This window comes from Sorangium sp. So ce131, assembly GCF_051519095.1.
In the GTDB taxonomy this organism is placed as follows: Bacteria; Myxococcota_A; Polyangia; order Polyangiales; family Polyangiaceae; genus Sorangium.
Genome location: NZ_CP150455.1, coordinates 3,595,789 through 3,611,492, shown reverse-complemented (window position 1 = coordinate 3,611,492; position 15,704 = coordinate 3,595,789). Strand labels below are relative to the sequence as shown.

The following is a 15,704-nucleotide window of genomic DNA, read 5'->3' as shown; positions in this document are numbered from 1 at the left end:
CGTCACCTCCGCTGCGCCTGCGGCGGGGCCTCCTCCGGCGGCGTCGTCGTCACGATGAGCACCTCCTCGAGCCGGGAGAAGTCCACCGACGGGGTGACGTACACCTGCTGGTAGATGCCGAAGTCGCGGCGGATGACCTGCGTCACCGTGCCGACCGGGATCCCCTTCGGGAAGCGCCGCCCGACGCCGCTCGTGACGAGGAGGTCGCCGACCTCGATCTCGTCGGTGCGCTGCACGTACTCCACGCTGCACGAGTACTTGCTCTCGTCGCCCGTGCCGCGGACGAAGCCGCGCGCGCCCGTGCGCTCGACGACCACGTCGACGCCGCTGCCCCCGTCGACGACGAGCCGCACGTCGACCGTGTCGCCGGAGCTCTTGAGCGTCGTGCCGACCACGCCGTCCGCCGAGAGGACCGGCAGGTTCGAGCCGATGTCCCGCGCCTCGCGGTCCAGCGTGACGCGCACGACGCGGAAGAAATCGTTCGTGCTCTTGCCGACGACCTGGGCGCTCACCACGTCGGTCCGGAGGCTCTGGCGCAGATCGAGCAGCCGGCGCAGCCGCCGGTTCTCCTCCTCGAGCGCCTCGAGCTTGCGCACGCGCTCCCGCAGGCGGGCGATCTGGGAGGCCTGCCTGGCGTTGTCCTCCTTGACGTCCACCAGGTAGATGTAGTCGCCCCAGAGGTTCGAGAGGCCACGCGCCAGCGTCGCGGCCGCGTACTGGATCGGGGCCGCGATGCCGATGATGATCCGGTCGGCCCCCGTGTTCTGCTTGGGGTCGCGCATGCTCGCGCGCAGGAACCAGAACGGCACCGCGAGCGCCAGCAGCACGATCACGAAGTCGCGGTAGCGTTTCAGGTTCACCGTGGCTCCCGAACCCCAGGTAGTACGAGGCGCGCCGCGAGGCCACCCCTGTTATGCCGCGCGCGGCGCGCGGAGGTGCCTCGTCGCGCGCCGTCGTAGCGCCCCGCCGGCATGCTCACGGGCGGGGGATGAAGCACGAGCTCAGCTGATCGTGACCTCTTTCAAGAGCTCGAGGTGATCCAGCGCCTTGCCGCTGCCGAGCACCACGGCGCTGATCGGGTCGTCGCACACCATGACCGGCAGCCCCGTCTCCTCGCGGAGGAGCACGTCGAGGTTCTTGAGGAGCGAGCCGCCCCCGGTGAGCACGATCCCCTTGTCGACAATGTCAGCCGCGAGCTCGGGCGGCGTGCGCTCGAGCGCGATCAGCACGGCGTCCACGATGGCGTTCGTCGGCTCGCTCAGCGAGTCGCGGATCTCGTCGGAGTTGACGACGACGGTCTTGGGGATGCCCGCGACCATGTCGCGCCCCTTCACCTCCATCGTGAGCTGCTGCTCGAGCGGGTAGGCGTTGCCCACCGTGATCTTGATGCGCTCCGCGGTCTGCTCGCCGATGGCCATGTTGTACTTGCGCTTCATGTAGGCCATGATCGACTCGTCCATCTTGTCGCCGCCGACGCGCACGCTCTGCGAGTAGACGATGCCGGCGAGGGAGATGACGGCGACCTCGGTCGTGCCGCCGCCGATGTCGACGACCATGTTGCCGCTCGGCTCGGTGATCGGCAGCCCCGCGCCGATCGCCGCCGCCATGGGCTCCTCGATCAGGTAGACCTCGCGCGCGCCGGCGCCCTCGGCGCTCTCCTTCACCGCGCGCTTCTCGACCTCGGTGATGCCGAAGGGGACGCAGATGATGATGCGCGGCTTGACGAGCGTGCGGCGGTTGTGCGCGCGCGCGATGAAGTACCGGAGCATCGCCTCGGTGATCTCGAAGTCGGCGATGACGCCGTCGCGCAGCGGCCTCACCGCCTGGATGTTGCCCGGGGTGCGCCCGAGCATCTCCTTCGCCTCGCGGCCGACGGCGAGCACCTTCTTGCCGCCGCGAGCATCGCGCTGGACGGCGACCACCGAGGGCTCGCATGACACGATGCCCTTGCCCTTCACGTAGATGAGCGTGGTGGCGGTGCCGAGATCGATCGCGAGATCGTTCGAGAACAGGCCGTAGAGCCAGTCGAAGATCATCGCATCGCCCTAGAAATGGACAAGGTTGAGCCGAGCACCGCGAAGCGCAGAAGCCAGGAGGCCCGTGGTTGCAGGCCCCCGGCGGCACCAGCCAGCCGCGCGCGGCGTGGCCTAGCCCTTCGAGATCTTGCCCTCTTTGTGCTCGGTGTGCTTGCGCTCGGTCGGGCAGAACTTCTTGATGACGAACTTGTCCGTCATCGTCCGCTTGTTCTTCGTCGTGTGGTAGTTCGCGCGGCCGCAGTTGCCGCACGTCAGCTTGATGATGTCGCGCATCGGAGATCTCCGAAGACAGGGCCGGCCTGTTTCCACAGACGGCCCTGGTTGAACCTAGGTACGGGCAGCACGGGAGGCGCTGGAACCGCCACCGGCGGGAGCACCAGAGGACAGGATCCGGGTCAGCGACGCCCGACCGCCCGTCTGGAGGGCGCCTACCCTACGGGAAATGTCGCAGTTGTCAACCGGGAGAGCTCATTCATCGTCCCAGTCGTCACCGCCGCGACCGCGATCCCAGTTCTTGTTGTTGTTACGCCGGCCGCCGCCACCGCCGCCGCCGCCACCGCCGCCGCCGCCGGGAGGGCCGTCCCCGTCGTGACCGCCGCGCCGCCGGCGATCGTCGAAGGTCTTGCGCGCGGGCGGAGGCGCGCCGCCGCCCGCGCCGCCGCCGCCCCCGCCGAAGCCGCCGCCGCCCCCGCCGAAGCCGCCGCCGCCCCCGCCGAAGCCGCCGCCGCCCCCGCCGAAGCCGCCGCCGCCCCCGCCGAAGCCGCCCGGGCGCTCCTCGCGCGCCGGCCGCTCGCCCTTCGGGTGAGCGAGGTTGACGACGAGGCGCCGTCCGCGCACGTCCACGCCGCGCAGCGCATCGATCGCGGCGCGCGCCGCCTCGGCGCTGGCCATCGTCACGAAGCCGAACCCGCGCTTGCGACCGTCGGGATCCATGGGGAGATGGACCCGCACCACCGGCCCGGCGCCCGTCGAGCCGATGAGCCCCTCGACCTCCTCGACGCTCGCGTCATAGGGCAGGTTGCCGACGTAGAGGGTCCGATCCGGCGCCGCGGCCGGCCCGCCGCCGGGGCCGCCCGGGCCGCCCGGGCCACCGCCGCCGGGACCGCCGGGACCGCCGGGGCCCATCGGGCGCCCCTCGCGCCGCGGCGGCTCGGCCTGGAAGGGCCGCACCGAGATCGACTTGCCGCCCTGAAAGGAACCGTCGAGCGACTCGCGCGCGGCGTTGGCTTCGCCGGTCGTCGAGAGCGTGACGAAGCCGAACCCGCGCGGACGACCCGTCGCGCGATCTTTCGGAAGACTGACCTCGACGACGTTGCCGCCGGTGGCCTCGAAGAGCTGCCGCAAAACGTCTTCGGTGATGGAGTCGGGCAAGCCCGCCACGAACAACTTACGCGAATCTTCAGCCATTGTAGAAAAACCTGGGGTTGGCCCCTGCGTTCCCTCTTTGTGGTCCACTGGCTCCGTGTGATCGACGATGCGGAGCCTGTCGCGAGCGCGCCTCGATCGATCCCTCCGATCGGCGGAAGGGGCAACCGAGCTCAATCGAGCGAAGGTCGGCGGGCCGACCCTCTGGTGCAAACTCCACCCCACGATATCTAGCGCCTCTGGCGCGTCAAGGGACCCGCCGCGGGCGGGCGAGCCAAAAAGCAGGCCCGCTCTCCAGCGATCCTCGCTGTCGAGCGTCGTCGACGCCCGTCGCCGCGCGTCCGCCCCCCTCGCTCGACCCCCTGCCCACCCCTCGCCCACCCCAGCGCGCCGCGTTCCAGGCGCCGATCCACGGGGGAGAACGCCGATCCACGAGGGAGAGGGGCTCCTCGCAGCGCTCCGTCTCCGGCAGGCGCTGGGCGGGGTGGCCGGCGCCCGCCGCCTCGGACGATTACCGGTTCGCCCTGGCGCGAGGCGCCCGAGGCGCCGCGGCCCCCTCGTCGCGGTCGTCCTCGTCGTCCGCGTCGGCGGCCGCGTCGTCGTCCGCGACCCGCGGCGCCCCGCCCAGCGGGCCTACCCCGGCGCTCGACGGCACGCCGCGAGCGGCCATGCGCAGGAAGTAGATGCCCAGCGCGAGCAGGCCGAAGCAGGCCCACTGCGCCGGGGTGAGGCCGCCGTAGCGCGGATCGCCGCCCACGACCGTGCCCTCGCGCTCGCGCAGGAAGTCGAGCGCGAACCGCACGGGGGCGTACGCCGTGCACATGAGGCCGGTATAGAAACCGAGCGGACGAAAGGGGTTCCGGCGCCAGAGCACCGCGAACGCGATCGCGAGCGGGATCGTCAGCAAACACTCGTAGAGGCCGAGATCGAAGCGGCCGACGAAATCGCCGCCGCTTCCGACCGGATACCGGACCGCGAACCACACGTCGGAGAGGCGGCCCGGGTGATCGTGCACCGACGCGCAGCCCGCGCGCCCGAAGACCCACGCGAGCGGGAACGCGCTGTTCACGACCTCACAGTAGGGCAGGATCTTCTCGCGGCGGTAGAAGCGCCACGAGGCGGCGCCGATCAGGGCGCCGGTGAAGCCGCCGAAGCTCGACAGGCCGTCCCAGAGCTTGAAGAGGTACAGGGGATCGCGGGCGACCCGCTGCGGGTGGTAGAAGATCGCGTCGAAGACATGCCCGCCGATGAAGCCGGCCGCCACGATCCAGAAGATGAAATCGCTCATCTTCCGCTCGTCGAGCCGCCGCTCGCGCGCGTGCCGCGTGGCGACCACGGCGCCGATGTAGACCCCGAGCGCCACCAGCACGCCGAACGGCTTGATCGACGGCGGCTTGGCCGGATCGACGAGCTGACCCAGGAGCGGGACGTGCTCCAGGAACGCGAGCGGGAGCTCGGGGATGTCGATGTAAGGGATCAGAGGGCCGGACACGCCGCTCACGTAGCGCAACGGGGCTGCAAAAGCCATCTACCGACGACGGAGGCGACGACGGAGGCGGCGACGGAGGCCACCACGGCGGATCGGCCGGCGTCATCAAGAGTTCGCCATCCGACGGCGACCGGCGTACATCATGCGGCATGAGCCGTTCCCCGGTGCGCGTCGCCACGCTGACGCTCAGCGACACCCGCTCCCTCGACGACGATGAGGGCGGAAAGCTCCTCGGCGATCTCCTGCAGCGCGCAGGCTTCGCCGTGGTCTCCCACGCCGTCCTCCGCGAGGAGCCCAAGCTCCTCCAGGAGGCGATCGCGAAGATCGCGAGCGCGGGCTCGGCCGACGCGATCGTCACGACCGGCGGGACCGGGATCGCCCCGCGCGATCGGACGATCGAGGCGCTCGCGCCGCTCTTCGACAAGACGCTCGACGGCTTCGGCGAGGCGTTCCGGCGTCTCAGCTGGGACGCGATCGGGCCGAACGCGATCCTGTCGCGCGCCGCCGCGGGCGTCGTGCGCGGGCTCGTGGTGATCGCGCTGCCGGGCAGCCCGAAGGCGGTGGAGCTCGCGGTGGCGCAGCTCATCGGGCCCGTCCTCGGCCACGCGGTCGCGCTCGCGTCCGGCAAGGGCGGCCACCACCACCACCGCGACGGCGACAAGGAGAAGCGCGGATGATCCCCTTCGAGGAGGCGCTCGCGCGGCTGCTCGCGGCCGCGGCCCCCGTCGGCGCGGAGCGGGTGCCGCTCGAGGACGCGGTCGGGCGCGTGCTCGCCGAGGACATCGCGGCGGCGGAGCCGATGCCCGCCTTCGATTACAGCGCGATGGACGGCTACGCCGTCGCGTCGGCCGAGCTCGGGGGCAGCGGGCCCTTCAAGCTCCCCGTGCGCGGCGAGAGCGCGGCGGGCGGCCCGCTGCCGGCGCTGGAGCCGGGCACGGCGTGCCGGATCTTCACGGGCGCGCGGCTGCCGCCCGGCGCCGACGCGGTCGTGCCGCAGGAAGACGCGGCGCGGAGCGGCGACGAGATCGCGCTGTCGGAGGCGCCGCGGGCCGGGGCCTGGGTGCGGCGCCGCGGCGCGGACCTCGCGGCTGGCGCGGTCGCGCTGCGGAGGGGCGCGCGCCTCACGCCGGGGAAGGTCGCGCTCGCGGCCGCGCTCGATCGCCCGAGCCTCTTCGTCGCGCGCCGCCCCGTGGTCTCGGTGCTCTGCTCCGGCGACGAGCTGCGCGCGCCCGGCGCGCCCGGGCCCGCCGGCACCGTCCCGGAGTCGAACAGCTACTTCGTCGCGGCGGCCGCGCGCGCCGCGGGCGCGGCCGTCCGCGTCGCGCCGTTCGTCCCCGACGACGCGGCCCGCGCGGCCGAGGCGGTGTCGACCGCGCTGCGCGGGTCGGATCTCGTGGTGACCGTCGGGGGCGTGAGCGTCGGCGACCGCGACGTGGTGCGCCCCGCGCTCGAGGCCGCGGGCGTGACGCTCGATTTCTGGCGCGTCGCGATCAAGCCGGGCAAGCCGCTCGCCGTGGGCCGGGCCGACCTCTCGCGGGCCGGCGCCGTGCACGTGCTCGGGCTGCCGGGCAACCCGGCCTCGGCGTCGCTCACGTTCGTCCTCTTCGGCGTGCCGCTGCTCCGCGCGCTCCAGGGCGACGCGGCGCCGCTGCCGCCTCGGATCGTCGTGCGCGCGGCCGGCGCGCTGCGGCGGCAGGCCGGGCGCGCCGAGTTCCTCCGCGCCCGCCTCGAGGTGTCGGGCGGCGAGCTCGTCGCGCGCATCGCCGCGAACCAGGCGTCCGGCGCGGTCACGAGCTTCGCCGAGGCCGACGCGCTCGTCGTCGTGCCCGCCGACCGGGATCACATCGACGAGGGCGATCGCCTCGAGGCCATCCGCCTCGCGGAGATCTGAGGCGCAGCGCGGGCATTCCGTCAATAGGCTCGCCCTTCTCCCGGCTCGCGCGCGCTCGCGCGGAGGGCTCACCTTGACCGTCGCGCGAGGGCCCGAGAAGATGGCGGGCGCATGCTTGTCCTGGGGATCAACGCCTACCATGCCGACGCGTCGGCCGCGCTGCTCGTGGACGGTCAGCTCGTCGCGGCGGCGGAGGAGGAGCGGTTCAGCAGGATCAAGCACTGCGCGGGCTTCCCGCGGCTCGCGGTCGAGTACTGCCTCGAGGCCGCCGGCGCGCGGGTCGAGGACATCGACCACATCGCGCTGGGGCGCGATCCCCGGGCGCACCTCGGCGACAAGCTCCTCTACGCGCTGACGCGGCGCTCTCCCGCGGGGATCCTCAAGGGCACGCTGGGCTCGCGCGACCCGAAGGTGCACCTCGGCGCCGCGCTCGGCGTCGACCCGAAGCGGATCCGCGCGGCCTCGCACAACGTCGAGCACCACCGGGCGCACCTCGCGTCGGCGTTCTTCCCCTCCGGCTTCGACGAGGCGGCGGTCGTGTCGATCGACGGCTTCGGCGACTTCGTGAGCACGATGTGGGCGCGCGGCCGCGGGAACCAGCTCGAGATCCTCCGGCGCGTCAGCTTCCCCCACTCGCTCGGGCTGTTCTACTCGGGCCTGACGCAGTACCTCGGCTTCCCGAAGTTCGGCGACGAGTACAAGGTCATGGGGCTCGCGGCCTACGGCCAGCCGGAGCTCGCCGACAAGCTCCGGCAGGTGGTGCGCGTCAAGGACGGGGCGTTCGAGCTCGGGCTCGAGTACTTCCAGCACCACACGAAGGGCATCGCGATGACGTGGGAGGGCGAGCCCCGGTACGGGACGATCAACTCCGAGCGCCTCGTCGACCTGCTCGGCCCCGCCCGCAGCCCGAAGAGCCGGATGGAGGACCGCTTCAAGGCGGTCGCCGCCTCGGTGCAGGCCGTGTTCGAGGAGGTCTACTTCGAGCTGCTCACGACGGCGAAGCACCTCACCGGCGCGCCGCGCCTCGCCCTCGCCGGCGGCTGCGCCTACAACAGCGTGGCCGCCGGCAAGATCCGGCCGAAGGGGCTGTTCGACGACGTGTTCATCCAGCCCGCGGCCGGCGACGCCGGCACCGCGTTCGGCGCGGCGCTCTACGTCTACCACCACGAGCTCGGCAACCCCCGCCGCTTCCACCAGACGCACAGCTACTTCGGCCCGGCGTTCTCGCAGGCGGCGATCGAGGAGCTGCTCCGCAAGGAGCAGGTGCCGTTCGAGCCCCTCGCCGACGCGGACCTGATCCCCCGCGTCGCCAGGGCGATCAGCGAGGGCAAGGTGGTCGGCTGGTTCCAGGGGCGGATGGAGTGGGGCCCCCGCGCCCTCGGCAACCGCAGCATCCTCTGCGACCCGCGGCGCGAGGACATCAAGGACATCATGAACGAGCGGATCAAGCGCCGCGAGATGTTCCGGCCCTTCGCCCCGGCGCTGCCGGTCGAGCGCGTGGGCGACTACTTCGAGCAGACCGCGCCCGACCCGTTCATGGTCAAGGTCTACAAGGTGAAGCCCGAGCGCCGCGCCGAGATCCCCGCGGTGACCCACGTCGACGGCACGGGCCGCGTCCAGACGGTCGCCTCGCAGGAGAACCCGCGCTACTACGCGCTCCTCCAGGAGTTCGGGCGGCAGACGGGCACGCCCGTGCTCCTGAACACCTCGTTCAACGCGAGCGAGCCCATCGTCTGCACCCCGAAGGAGGCGCTCGACTGCTTCCTCCGGACGAAGATGGACGTGCTCGTGCTCGAGCAGGCCTACCTCGAGCGGACCTAGGTCCCCCGCCACGCGCGAGGACGCCCGGCCGCCTCCCGAAATTGCTCGGGAAACGGCCGCGGCGCGCCGAAACGAAGTTCGTGGTTGACGTGGAGCGTGGGGACGGCAAATGGGCGTCCCCGGTCATGTGGAAGAACGGGACGGCGGGCCCCCCGCCCACCTCGCCGGCGATGCCGGAGCGATCGGCTCCGGAGACCGGAGGTGCTTGGGGGCCCAGCCTCGAGCATGATGCCGGCCCGCCGCGCGGCGAACGCGCGCGGACCTGGTTCCCCATGGGCTCACGGCGCTCGACGCGCCCGCGGCCCCTCCTGCGTAAGGGTCCGCGCCGCGGCGGCCCAGGCGGTCAAAGAGGATGGATGCGAATCGAATGAAGCTCGTACTCGAGGACGGCACGACCATGACGGGCCGGTGCTTCGGCGCCCCCCGCGCCGTGAGCGGCGAGGTCGTCTTCAACACCGGGATGACGGGGTACGTCGAGACGCTCACGGATCCCTCGTACAGAGGCCAGATCCTCACGCTCACGTACCCGCTCGTGGGCAACTACGGCGTGCCCGCGCCGAGGCCGGCCGGCAGCATCGACGCGCCCTACGAGGCCGACCGGATCCAGGTGCAGGGGCTCGTGGTCCAGAGCTACGTCGAGCGGTACAGCCACCACGCGGCGGTCCGCTCGCTCGGCGCCTGGCTCGCGAGCGAGGGCATCCCCGCGATCACCGGGATCGACACCCGGACGCTGACGCGCCGGCTCCGCGAGGCCGGCACCATGAAGGGCTGGCTGTTCCCGGCCGAGATGGACCTGGAGCGGGTGAAGCGCTCGGCCGAGGCCGTGGACATGCGCGACGAGGTGTTCCGCCTCGTGTCGCCCCGCGAGCCGATCACGTACGAGGGCGGCCCGCTCAAGGTGATGCTGATCGACGTGGGCGCGAAGGACAACATCGTCCGCTCGCTCCTGGAGCGCGGGGTCTCCGTCCTGCGCGTGCCGTACCACGCGCACGCGCGCATCGGCGAGCTCGCCGCGACCTGCGACGGCGTGCTCATCGGCAACGGCCCCGGTGATCCCAAGGACCTCGGCCAGCTGGTCGCCGCCGTGCGCGGCCTGCTCGCCACGTACAACAAGCCGATCTTCGGCATCTGCCTCGGCAACCAGATCCTCGCGCTGGCCGCCGGCGGCGACACCTACAAGCTGCCGTACGGGCACCGCGGCGTGAACCAGCCGGTGCAGGACCTCCTGAGCCGCCGCTGTTACGTGACGAGCCAGAACCACGGGTACGCGGTGAGGCACGAGTCGCTCCCCGCGGAGTGGGAGCCCTGGTTCGTGAACATCAACGACGGCACGAACGAGGGCATCCGCTCGCGGCTGCGGCCCTTCTTCAGCGTCCAGTTCCACCCCGAGGCGACGCCCGGGCCCAAGGACGCCGCCTACCTCTTCGATGACTTCCTGCGCCTCTGCGGCGCGATGAAGGGGCCCTCGGATTCTCGATTCACCTCGGCAGGGGCCGCGGCCCCCCACGCCGCGTCCACAGGAAGGAGCTGAGTCATGTACGGCGCCTATCTCCCCAAGAAACCCCGGCGCGTGCTCGTGCTCGGCTCCGGCGCGCTCCAGATCGGTCAGGCCGGCGAGTTCGACTACTCGGGGTCGCAGGCGATCAAGGCCCTCAAGGAAGAGGGCATCGCCACCGTCCTCGTGAACCCCAACATCGCCACCATCCAGACGAGCGAGGGGCTCGCCGACCGCATCCACCTCTGCGCGGTCACCCCGGAGTTCGTCGAGCGGATCATCGTCAAGGAGGAGGTCGACGCGATCGCCCTCTCGTTCGGCGGGCAGACCGCGCTCAACTGCGGGCTCGAGCTCCACGACGCCGGGATCCTCGACAAGTACGGGGTGCGGGTGCTCGGCACGCCGATCAAGGCCATCCGCGACACCGAGGACCGGCGGCTGTTCATCGACCGCCTCGACGAGATCGGCGTGAAGACGGCGCGGAGCCGCGCCTGCCGCACGCCCGAGGAGGCGATCGCCGCGGCGCGCGAGATCGGGTTCCCCGTGATGATGCGCGGCGGCTACGCGCTCGGCGGCAAGGGCAGCGGCATCGTCGAGAGCGAGCGCGACCTCGAGGACGCCGTGCGGCGCGGGTTCGCCGGCGGCGTGCCCCAGGTGCTCGTCGAGGAGTGCCTCCGCGGCTGGAAGGAGATCGAGTACGAGATCGTGCGCGACGGGCGCGACAACTGCATCACCGTCTGCAACATGGAGAACCTCGATCCGATGGGGATCCACACGGGGGAGTCGATCGTCGTCGCCCCGTCGCAGACGCTGAACGACGAGGAGTACCAGCTCCTCCGCTCGGTCGCGCTGAAGACCATCCGCCACCTCGGCATCGTGGGCGAGTGCAACATCCAGTACGCGCTCGACCCGCACAGCGCCGACTACCGGGTCATCGAGGTGAACGCGCGCCTCTCCCGGTCGAGCGCCCTCGCCAGCAAGGCGACGGGCTACCCGCTCGCCTACGTCGCCGCGAAGATCGCGGTCGGCTACACGATGCCGGAGATCGCGAACGCGATCACCCGCAGGACGACCGCGTTCTTCGAGCCGGCGCTCGACTACCTCGTCTGCAAGGTCCCGCGCTGGGACCTCGGGAAGTTCCGCGGCGCCTCGCTGCGCATCGGCAGCGAGATGAAGAGCGTCGGCGAGGTCATGGCCATCGGCAGGACGTTCCCCGAGGTCATCCAGAAGGCGCTCCGGATGCTCGACATCGGGGTGAAGGGGCTCGACCCGGACGCGTTCACCTTCAAGGACCTCCACGACGAGCTGAAGAACGCGACGCCGCACCGGATCTTCGCCGTCGCCCGCGCGCTCCAGGAGGGGATGTCGGTCGACGAGATCCACGACCTCACCAAGATCGACCGGTGGTTCCTCAACCAGATCGAGCCGATCGTGCGGGTGCAGCGGGAGCTCAAGGCGAGCGGGAGCGCCGCCGCGGCGCAGGGCGACAAGGCCCAGGCCGCTCAGAAGCCCGCGATCGACGAGGCGACGCTCCGGGAGGCGAAGCAGCTCGGGTTCAGCGACCGGATGATCGGCACGCTGACGGGCGCGCCGCGGGGCTCGATCCGGGAGCTCAGGAAGAAGCACGGCATCGTGCCGCACCTCGCCCAGATCGACACGCTCGCGGCCGAGTTCCCGGCCGAGACGAACTACCTCTATTCGAGCTACCACGCGTCGGCCACGGACGTGGCGCCGTCGTGGCGGAAGAAGATCATGGTGCTCGGCTCCGGCGCCTACCGCATCGGATCGAGCGTCGAGTTCGACTGGTGCTGCGTGAACGCGATCCGCGCGGCCTCGGAGCTCGGCTACGAGACCATGATGCTGAACTACAACCCGGAGACGGTCAGCACCGACTACGACACCTGCGACAAGCTGGTCTTCGACGAGATCAGCTTCGAGACGGTGCTCGACATCTACGAGCGGGAGCAGCCGTACGGGGTCGTGGTCAGCATGGGCGGGCAGGTGCCGAACAACCTGGCGCTCCGGCTGCACCAGGCCGGCGTGCGCATCCTGGGAACGAGCCCGGGGAGCATCGACACCGCCGAGGACCGGAAGAAGTTCAGCGACCTGCTCGACCGGCTGGAGATCGACCAGCCCCGCTGGGCCCACGTCACCGACGCGGCCGAGGCGGGCGAGATCGTGAAGAAGCTCGGCGGGTTCCCCGTGCTCGTGCGGCCGAGCTACGTGCTCAGCGGCGCGGCGATGAGCGTGGCGCACGAGCCGAACGAGCTCGACCGGATCCTCGCGCGCGCCAAGGCCGTCTCCCCGACGTACCCCGTGGTCGTCTCGAAGTTCGAGACCCACGCCCGCGAGGTGGAGATCGACGCGGTCGCCGACGGCGGGGAGATCATCCTCTGGGCGATCAGCGAGCACGTCGAGAACGCCGGCGTGCACAGCGGCGACGCGACGCTCGTCCTGCCGCCGCAGTCGCTCTACATCGCGACGATCCGCAGGATCAAGCAGATCGCCCAGCAGCTCGCGCGGGCGCTCTCGATCACCGGGCCGTTCAACATGCAGTTCCTCGCGAAGCACAACACCGTGAAGGTGATCGAGTGCAACCTGCGCGCGTCGCGGAGCTTCCCCTTCGTCTCGAAGGTCACGGGGAACAACTTCGTCCGGGAGGCGATGCGCCGGATGCTCGGCGCGTCGCAGCCGGTCGAGAACCGCGGGCTCGACCTCGATTACGTCGCCGTGAAGGCGCCGATGTTCTCGTTCTCGCGCCTCGTGGGGGCCGATCCGATGCTCGGCGTGGAGATGGCGAGCACCGGCGAGGTCGGGTGCTTCGGGGACGACATGCACGAGGCGCTGCTCCACTCGCTGCTCGCGACCGGGTTCCGGTTCCCCAAGAAGGGCGTCCTGCTCTCGCTCGGGCCGCTCGAGGACAAGTACTGGTTCGCCGACGAGGCGCGCGTGATCGCCGAGCACCTCAAGCTCCCGATCTTCGCGACCCCCGGCACGGCCGAGGCGCTCCGCGCGCTCGGGCTCGAGTGCACGAGCCTCGCGAAGCAGCCCGACGAGGGGGAGACGGCGATGAGCGCGATCGAGCAGGGGAAGGTCGATCTCGTGATCAACATCCCCCGCGAGTACGATCAGCTCGGTCGGCCGGACGGGTACCTGATCCGGCGGCGCGCGGTCGACGCCAACATCCCGCTGATCACGGATCTCCAGCTCGCGCGCGCGGTCATCGGCGCGATGCGGGCGAAGCGGATCGGGGATCTGCGCACCCTCTCCTACGACGAGTACCTCGCGCGCAGCCCGGTGGCGCTCCGCTGACGAAGGACCCGCGCGCCCCCCTCGGGAGGAGGGGCGCGCGGGCGCGACCCGCTCAGGAGCAGCGGGCACGCCCGCGTTCACGTGCGCACGTGAACGGATTCACATGCGCATGTGAACACGCGGGCGGGGTCCGTCCGACGCGCGACGCACACGACAGCGGCGCGCGAGCGCGATCCGCCCAGGGGCGGCGGCCTCGCCCGCGGCGAGCAGGGGCGCGGGCGCGCGCCCTCAGGTGTCGTTCGTGACGATGAACCAGCCGTTCACCGTGCTGCCGCTGCTCGTCACGCGGGATCCGGAGATCGTGTTCGAGCCGTCGTTGCGGATGCACATGCCGACGTTGTACGTGCCCTCGGGGAGCACCGTCGTCGCCGAGACCGAGTAGGTCACGGGGGTCGGCGTGAAATAGTGGTGCGCGAAGCTTCCCCCGAAGAAGTTCGTGATGGTGCCTCCCTCGGCCGGCTGGTAGCAGAGGCCGAGCATCGCGTTCTGTGGCAGCGCCGTGATCAACGACAGGCTGAGCGGCGCGGACGCCGAGCCGGTCACGCGCTGCTCTGGCCCGGTGATCGTCACCGAGCCCGTCGGACCGACGAACATGTAGGTGGGGTTGTTGCCGGTGAAGTTGGAGCCGATCGTCCCTGCCACCGCGATGGTCGCGATCACCCCCGCGGGCCCGGTCGGCCCCTGCGGCCCCGGCTCCCCCTGGATCCCCGGCGGGCCCTCGGGACCCGGCTCCCCCGGGGGACCTTGGTCTCCCTGCGGCCCCGCCTCCCCGGTCGGCCCCTGGAGCCCCGGCGCTCCATCGAGCCCCGGCGGGCCCTGCGGTCCCTGCTCGCCTTGAGGTCCTGGCGCGCCCTGTGGTCCCCGCTCGCCCTGCAGTCCTGGCACCCCCTGCGGGCCGGCCGGTCCCGTCGGGCCCACGAGCCCGGTCGGCTCGCCCACCCAGTTGCCCGACTTGTCGATGACCACCCGGTCGCCGATCTTCACCGACGTGGGCGTGATGTCGCCGACGGCGTTGTTCGCGACCAGCGCGTAGGGAACACTCCCGATCGGGGAGCGGGGCTCCATCTCGCGATCGGTCCCGATCGTGATTCCGAGGTACCGGACCGAGCCGTCGAAGACCTTCGCGGCGACCTCGGGATCGAACTCCAGCACCGTGGAGAAATAGCCGTCCTCGAACGCGATCGCGTACGTCTCGCTCCAGAGCGGCTCGTCCGCGTCCTCGGCGCCGTAGACGGCGAACTTCACCTCGAGCACGTCATTGACCGGCTCGTCACCATTGCTGGAGAAGAGCCGCCCCTGATGCGCGATCCGCGTGGGCACGGCGGCGGCCGCGCTGCGCGTGAGGCCGGCAGAGGCGGCGAGAAGGACACAGATCGCTAGGACACGCGGTCCCATCCCGTTCATGGCAAGCTCCCGTTCGCCCCGACCAGACCGCCTTGCATGCGGAAGCTAGGTGAGGTCGTCTTTCCCTGGTTCTGAGTCGGCTGACCCAGCGTGAAGACCATGCGGTAACGCGGGCTCTTCACCACCTGGCCCGCGCTGACGACGTCGCCCACCGCGACGCCCCGGGCCCCGTGATCGCCCGGCGATCCCCCCTCGCCCCCAGCCCCGCTGCCGCCGCTCGCGTGCGCGGTGACCTCATTGCCCCCGGCGCCACCGGCTCCCCCGGCGCCCGTCGCGCTCTCCCGGTACGCCGGGTCTTCATCGCCGCAGCTGCAGGCGGGTGACAGGACCACCGACGCTAAGGCCAGGGCAAGCCACGAGGAAAATTGCAATCGCGCCATCAACGTGTCCCCCTCTGCTTCCGGGGCTTACATCCGCTGCACGAAGGTACGCGGCATCCCGGCAAGGTTCAATCTCTTCCCGAGCGATTGCGAGGGTTCGTCGTTTTACGTCGGGGTCGAGGTGAACGCCCCGCGTGCGCCTCCCGTCGGCGATCGACGTTTCATGTCCGAGAAAACCCCACGGCTACCCCTCTGTTTTCCTTCCTTCTTGTCGATTTTTCCGGACAGATCCGGGGTATCCGCCGCCAGATGAGGGGCACTCCGACAAAACGGGCCTCGTCATGGGAATGCATTCGCTCCGCGTTTTCCCGCTGGCCGGCTCGCAGGGCTCCCCACTGGCCCCGGCTCGCAGGGCTCCCCACTGGCCCCGGCTCGCAGGGCCCCCGCTGTGCGGCTCGCAGGGCCCCCGCTGTGCGGCTCGCAGGGCCCCCGCTGTGCGGCTCGCAGGGCTCCCCGCTGGCCCGAGAGCGGCGCCGGAATCGGGGGGTGGTTCGCCGGCCTCGCCTTCGCC

Annotated in this window: 12 protein-coding genes; 5 read left to right on the top strand and 7 right to left on the bottom strand. The window is 71.4% G+C overall.

Features of this window, described 5'->3' with window-relative positions; translation table 11 throughout:
* Positions 1-2 precede the first annotated feature (2 nt).
* The 5 genes from mreC to WMF43_RS13350 form a co-directional block, all read right to left on the bottom strand.
* Positions 3-860, bottom strand: coding sequence for a rod shape-determining protein MreC (mreC, locus tag WMF43_RS13370; RefSeq protein ID WP_437680367.1), 858 nt, complete (start codon positions 858-860; stop codon positions 3-5).
* A gap of 141 nt (positions 861-1,001) precedes the next feature.
* On the bottom strand, positions 1,002-2,036 hold the full coding sequence (locus tag WMF43_RS13365; protein WP_061616521.1) for a rod shape-determining protein: 1,035 nt from the start codon (positions 2,034-2,036) through the stop codon (positions 1,002-1,004).
* 111 nt (positions 2,037-2,147) lie between these two features.
* A complete protein-coding gene (gene rpmG / locus WMF43_RS13360) occupies positions 2,148-2,309 on the bottom strand; it encodes a 50S ribosomal protein L33 (protein ID WP_012235039.1) in 162 nt (53 codons plus the stop codon).
* 195 nt (positions 2,310-2,504) lie between these two features.
* The gene (locus WMF43_RS13355; RefSeq protein ID WP_437680366.1) at positions 2,505-3,443 is read right to left on the bottom strand and encodes an RNA recognition motif domain-containing protein; all 939 of its coding nucleotides are present in this window, start codon (positions 3,441-3,443) and stop codon (positions 2,505-2,507) included.
* A 469-nt stretch (positions 3,444-3,912) separates the two neighbouring features.
* Positions 3,913-4,893 carry a prolipoprotein diacylglyceryl transferase gene (locus WMF43_RS13350; RefSeq protein ID WP_437680364.1) on the bottom strand — a complete coding sequence of 327 codons (981 nt, stop codon included), beginning with the start codon at positions 4,891-4,893 and terminating at the stop codon, positions 3,913-3,915.
* Positions 4,894-5,039: 146 nt separating this feature from the next.
* On the opposite strand from WMF43_RS13350, the gene WMF43_RS13345 reads away from it, so the two are divergent.
* From WMF43_RS13345 to carB, 5 genes are all read left to right on the top strand, one after another.
* Complete coding sequence (locus WMF43_RS13345; protein ID WP_437680362.1) at positions 5,040-5,567, top strand: MogA/MoaB family molybdenum cofactor biosynthesis protein; 528 nt, start codon at positions 5,040-5,042, stop codon at positions 5,565-5,567.
* Positions 5,564-6,781, top strand: coding sequence for a molybdopterin molybdotransferase MoeA (locus tag WMF43_RS13340; RefSeq protein WP_437680360.1), 1,218 nt, complete (start codon positions 5,564-5,566; stop codon positions 6,779-6,781). The genes WMF43_RS13345 and WMF43_RS13340 overlap by 4 nt, the downstream gene beginning before the upstream one ends.
* A gap of 111 nt (positions 6,782-6,892) precedes the next feature.
* Positions 6,893-8,602, top strand: a complete 1,710-nt coding sequence (locus tag WMF43_RS13335; protein ID WP_437680358.1) for a carbamoyltransferase family protein — start codon at positions 6,893-6,895, stop codon at positions 8,600-8,602.
* Between the two features lie 367 nt (positions 8,603-8,969).
* Positions 8,970-10,133, top strand: a complete 1,164-nt coding sequence (carA, locus tag WMF43_RS13330; RefSeq protein WP_437680357.1) for a glutamine-hydrolyzing carbamoyl-phosphate synthase small subunit — start codon at positions 8,970-8,972, stop codon at positions 10,131-10,133.
* Positions 10,134-10,136: 3 nt separating this feature from the next.
* Positions 10,137-13,409: a carbamoyl-phosphate synthase (glutamine-hydrolyzing) large subunit gene (carB, locus tag WMF43_RS13325; RefSeq protein WP_437680355.1), complete on the top strand. Its 3,273-nt coding sequence runs from the start codon at positions 10,137-10,139 to the stop codon at positions 13,407-13,409.
* A 228-nt stretch (positions 13,410-13,637) separates the two neighbouring features.
* Here carB and WMF43_RS13320 read toward each other — a convergent pair whose 3' ends face one another.
* Together WMF43_RS13320 and WMF43_RS13315 are read right to left on the bottom strand one after the other, a co-directional pair.
* Positions 13,638-14,729: a collagen-like protein gene (locus tag WMF43_RS13320; RefSeq protein WP_437680353.1), complete on the bottom strand. Its 1,092-nt coding sequence runs from the start codon at positions 14,727-14,729 to the stop codon at positions 13,638-13,640.
* A gap of 80 nt (positions 14,730-14,809) precedes the next feature.
* Positions 14,810-15,145: a hypothetical protein gene (locus WMF43_RS13315; protein ID WP_437680351.1), complete on the bottom strand. Its 336-nt coding sequence runs from the start codon at positions 15,143-15,145 to the stop codon at positions 14,810-14,812.
* Positions 15,146-15,704: the final 559 nt, after the last annotated feature.

Bases quoted from the DNA above. Each gene is read 5' to 3' on its own strand.
- rpmG (WP_012235039.1), bottom strand. From the start codon at position 2,309: ATGCGCGACATCATCAAGCTGACGTGCGGCAACTGCGGCCGCGCGAAC.
- WMF43_RS13365 (WP_061616521.1), bottom strand. From the start codon at position 2,036: ATGATCTTCGACTGGCTCTACGGCCTGTTCTCGAACGATCTCGCGATC.
- carA (WP_437680357.1), top strand. From the start codon at position 8,970: ATGAAGCTCGTACTCGAGGACGGCACGACCATGACGGGCCGGTGCTTC.
- WMF43_RS13355 (WP_437680366.1), bottom strand. From the start codon at position 3,443: ATGGCTGAAGATTCGCGTAAGTTGTTCGTGGCGGGCTTGCCCGACTCC.
- WMF43_RS13345 (WP_437680362.1), top strand. From the start codon at position 5,040: ATGAGCCGTTCCCCGGTGCGCGTCGCCACGCTGACGCTCAGCGACACC.
- WMF43_RS13340 (WP_437680360.1), top strand. From the start codon at position 5,564: ATGATCCCCTTCGAGGAGGCGCTCGCGCGGCTGCTCGCGGCCGCGGCC.
- carB (WP_437680355.1), top strand. From the start codon at position 10,137: ATGTACGGCGCCTATCTCCCCAAGAAACCCCGGCGCGTGCTCGTGCTC.
- WMF43_RS13335 (WP_437680358.1), top strand. From the start codon at position 6,893: ATGCTTGTCCTGGGGATCAACGCCTACCATGCCGACGCGTCGGCCGCG.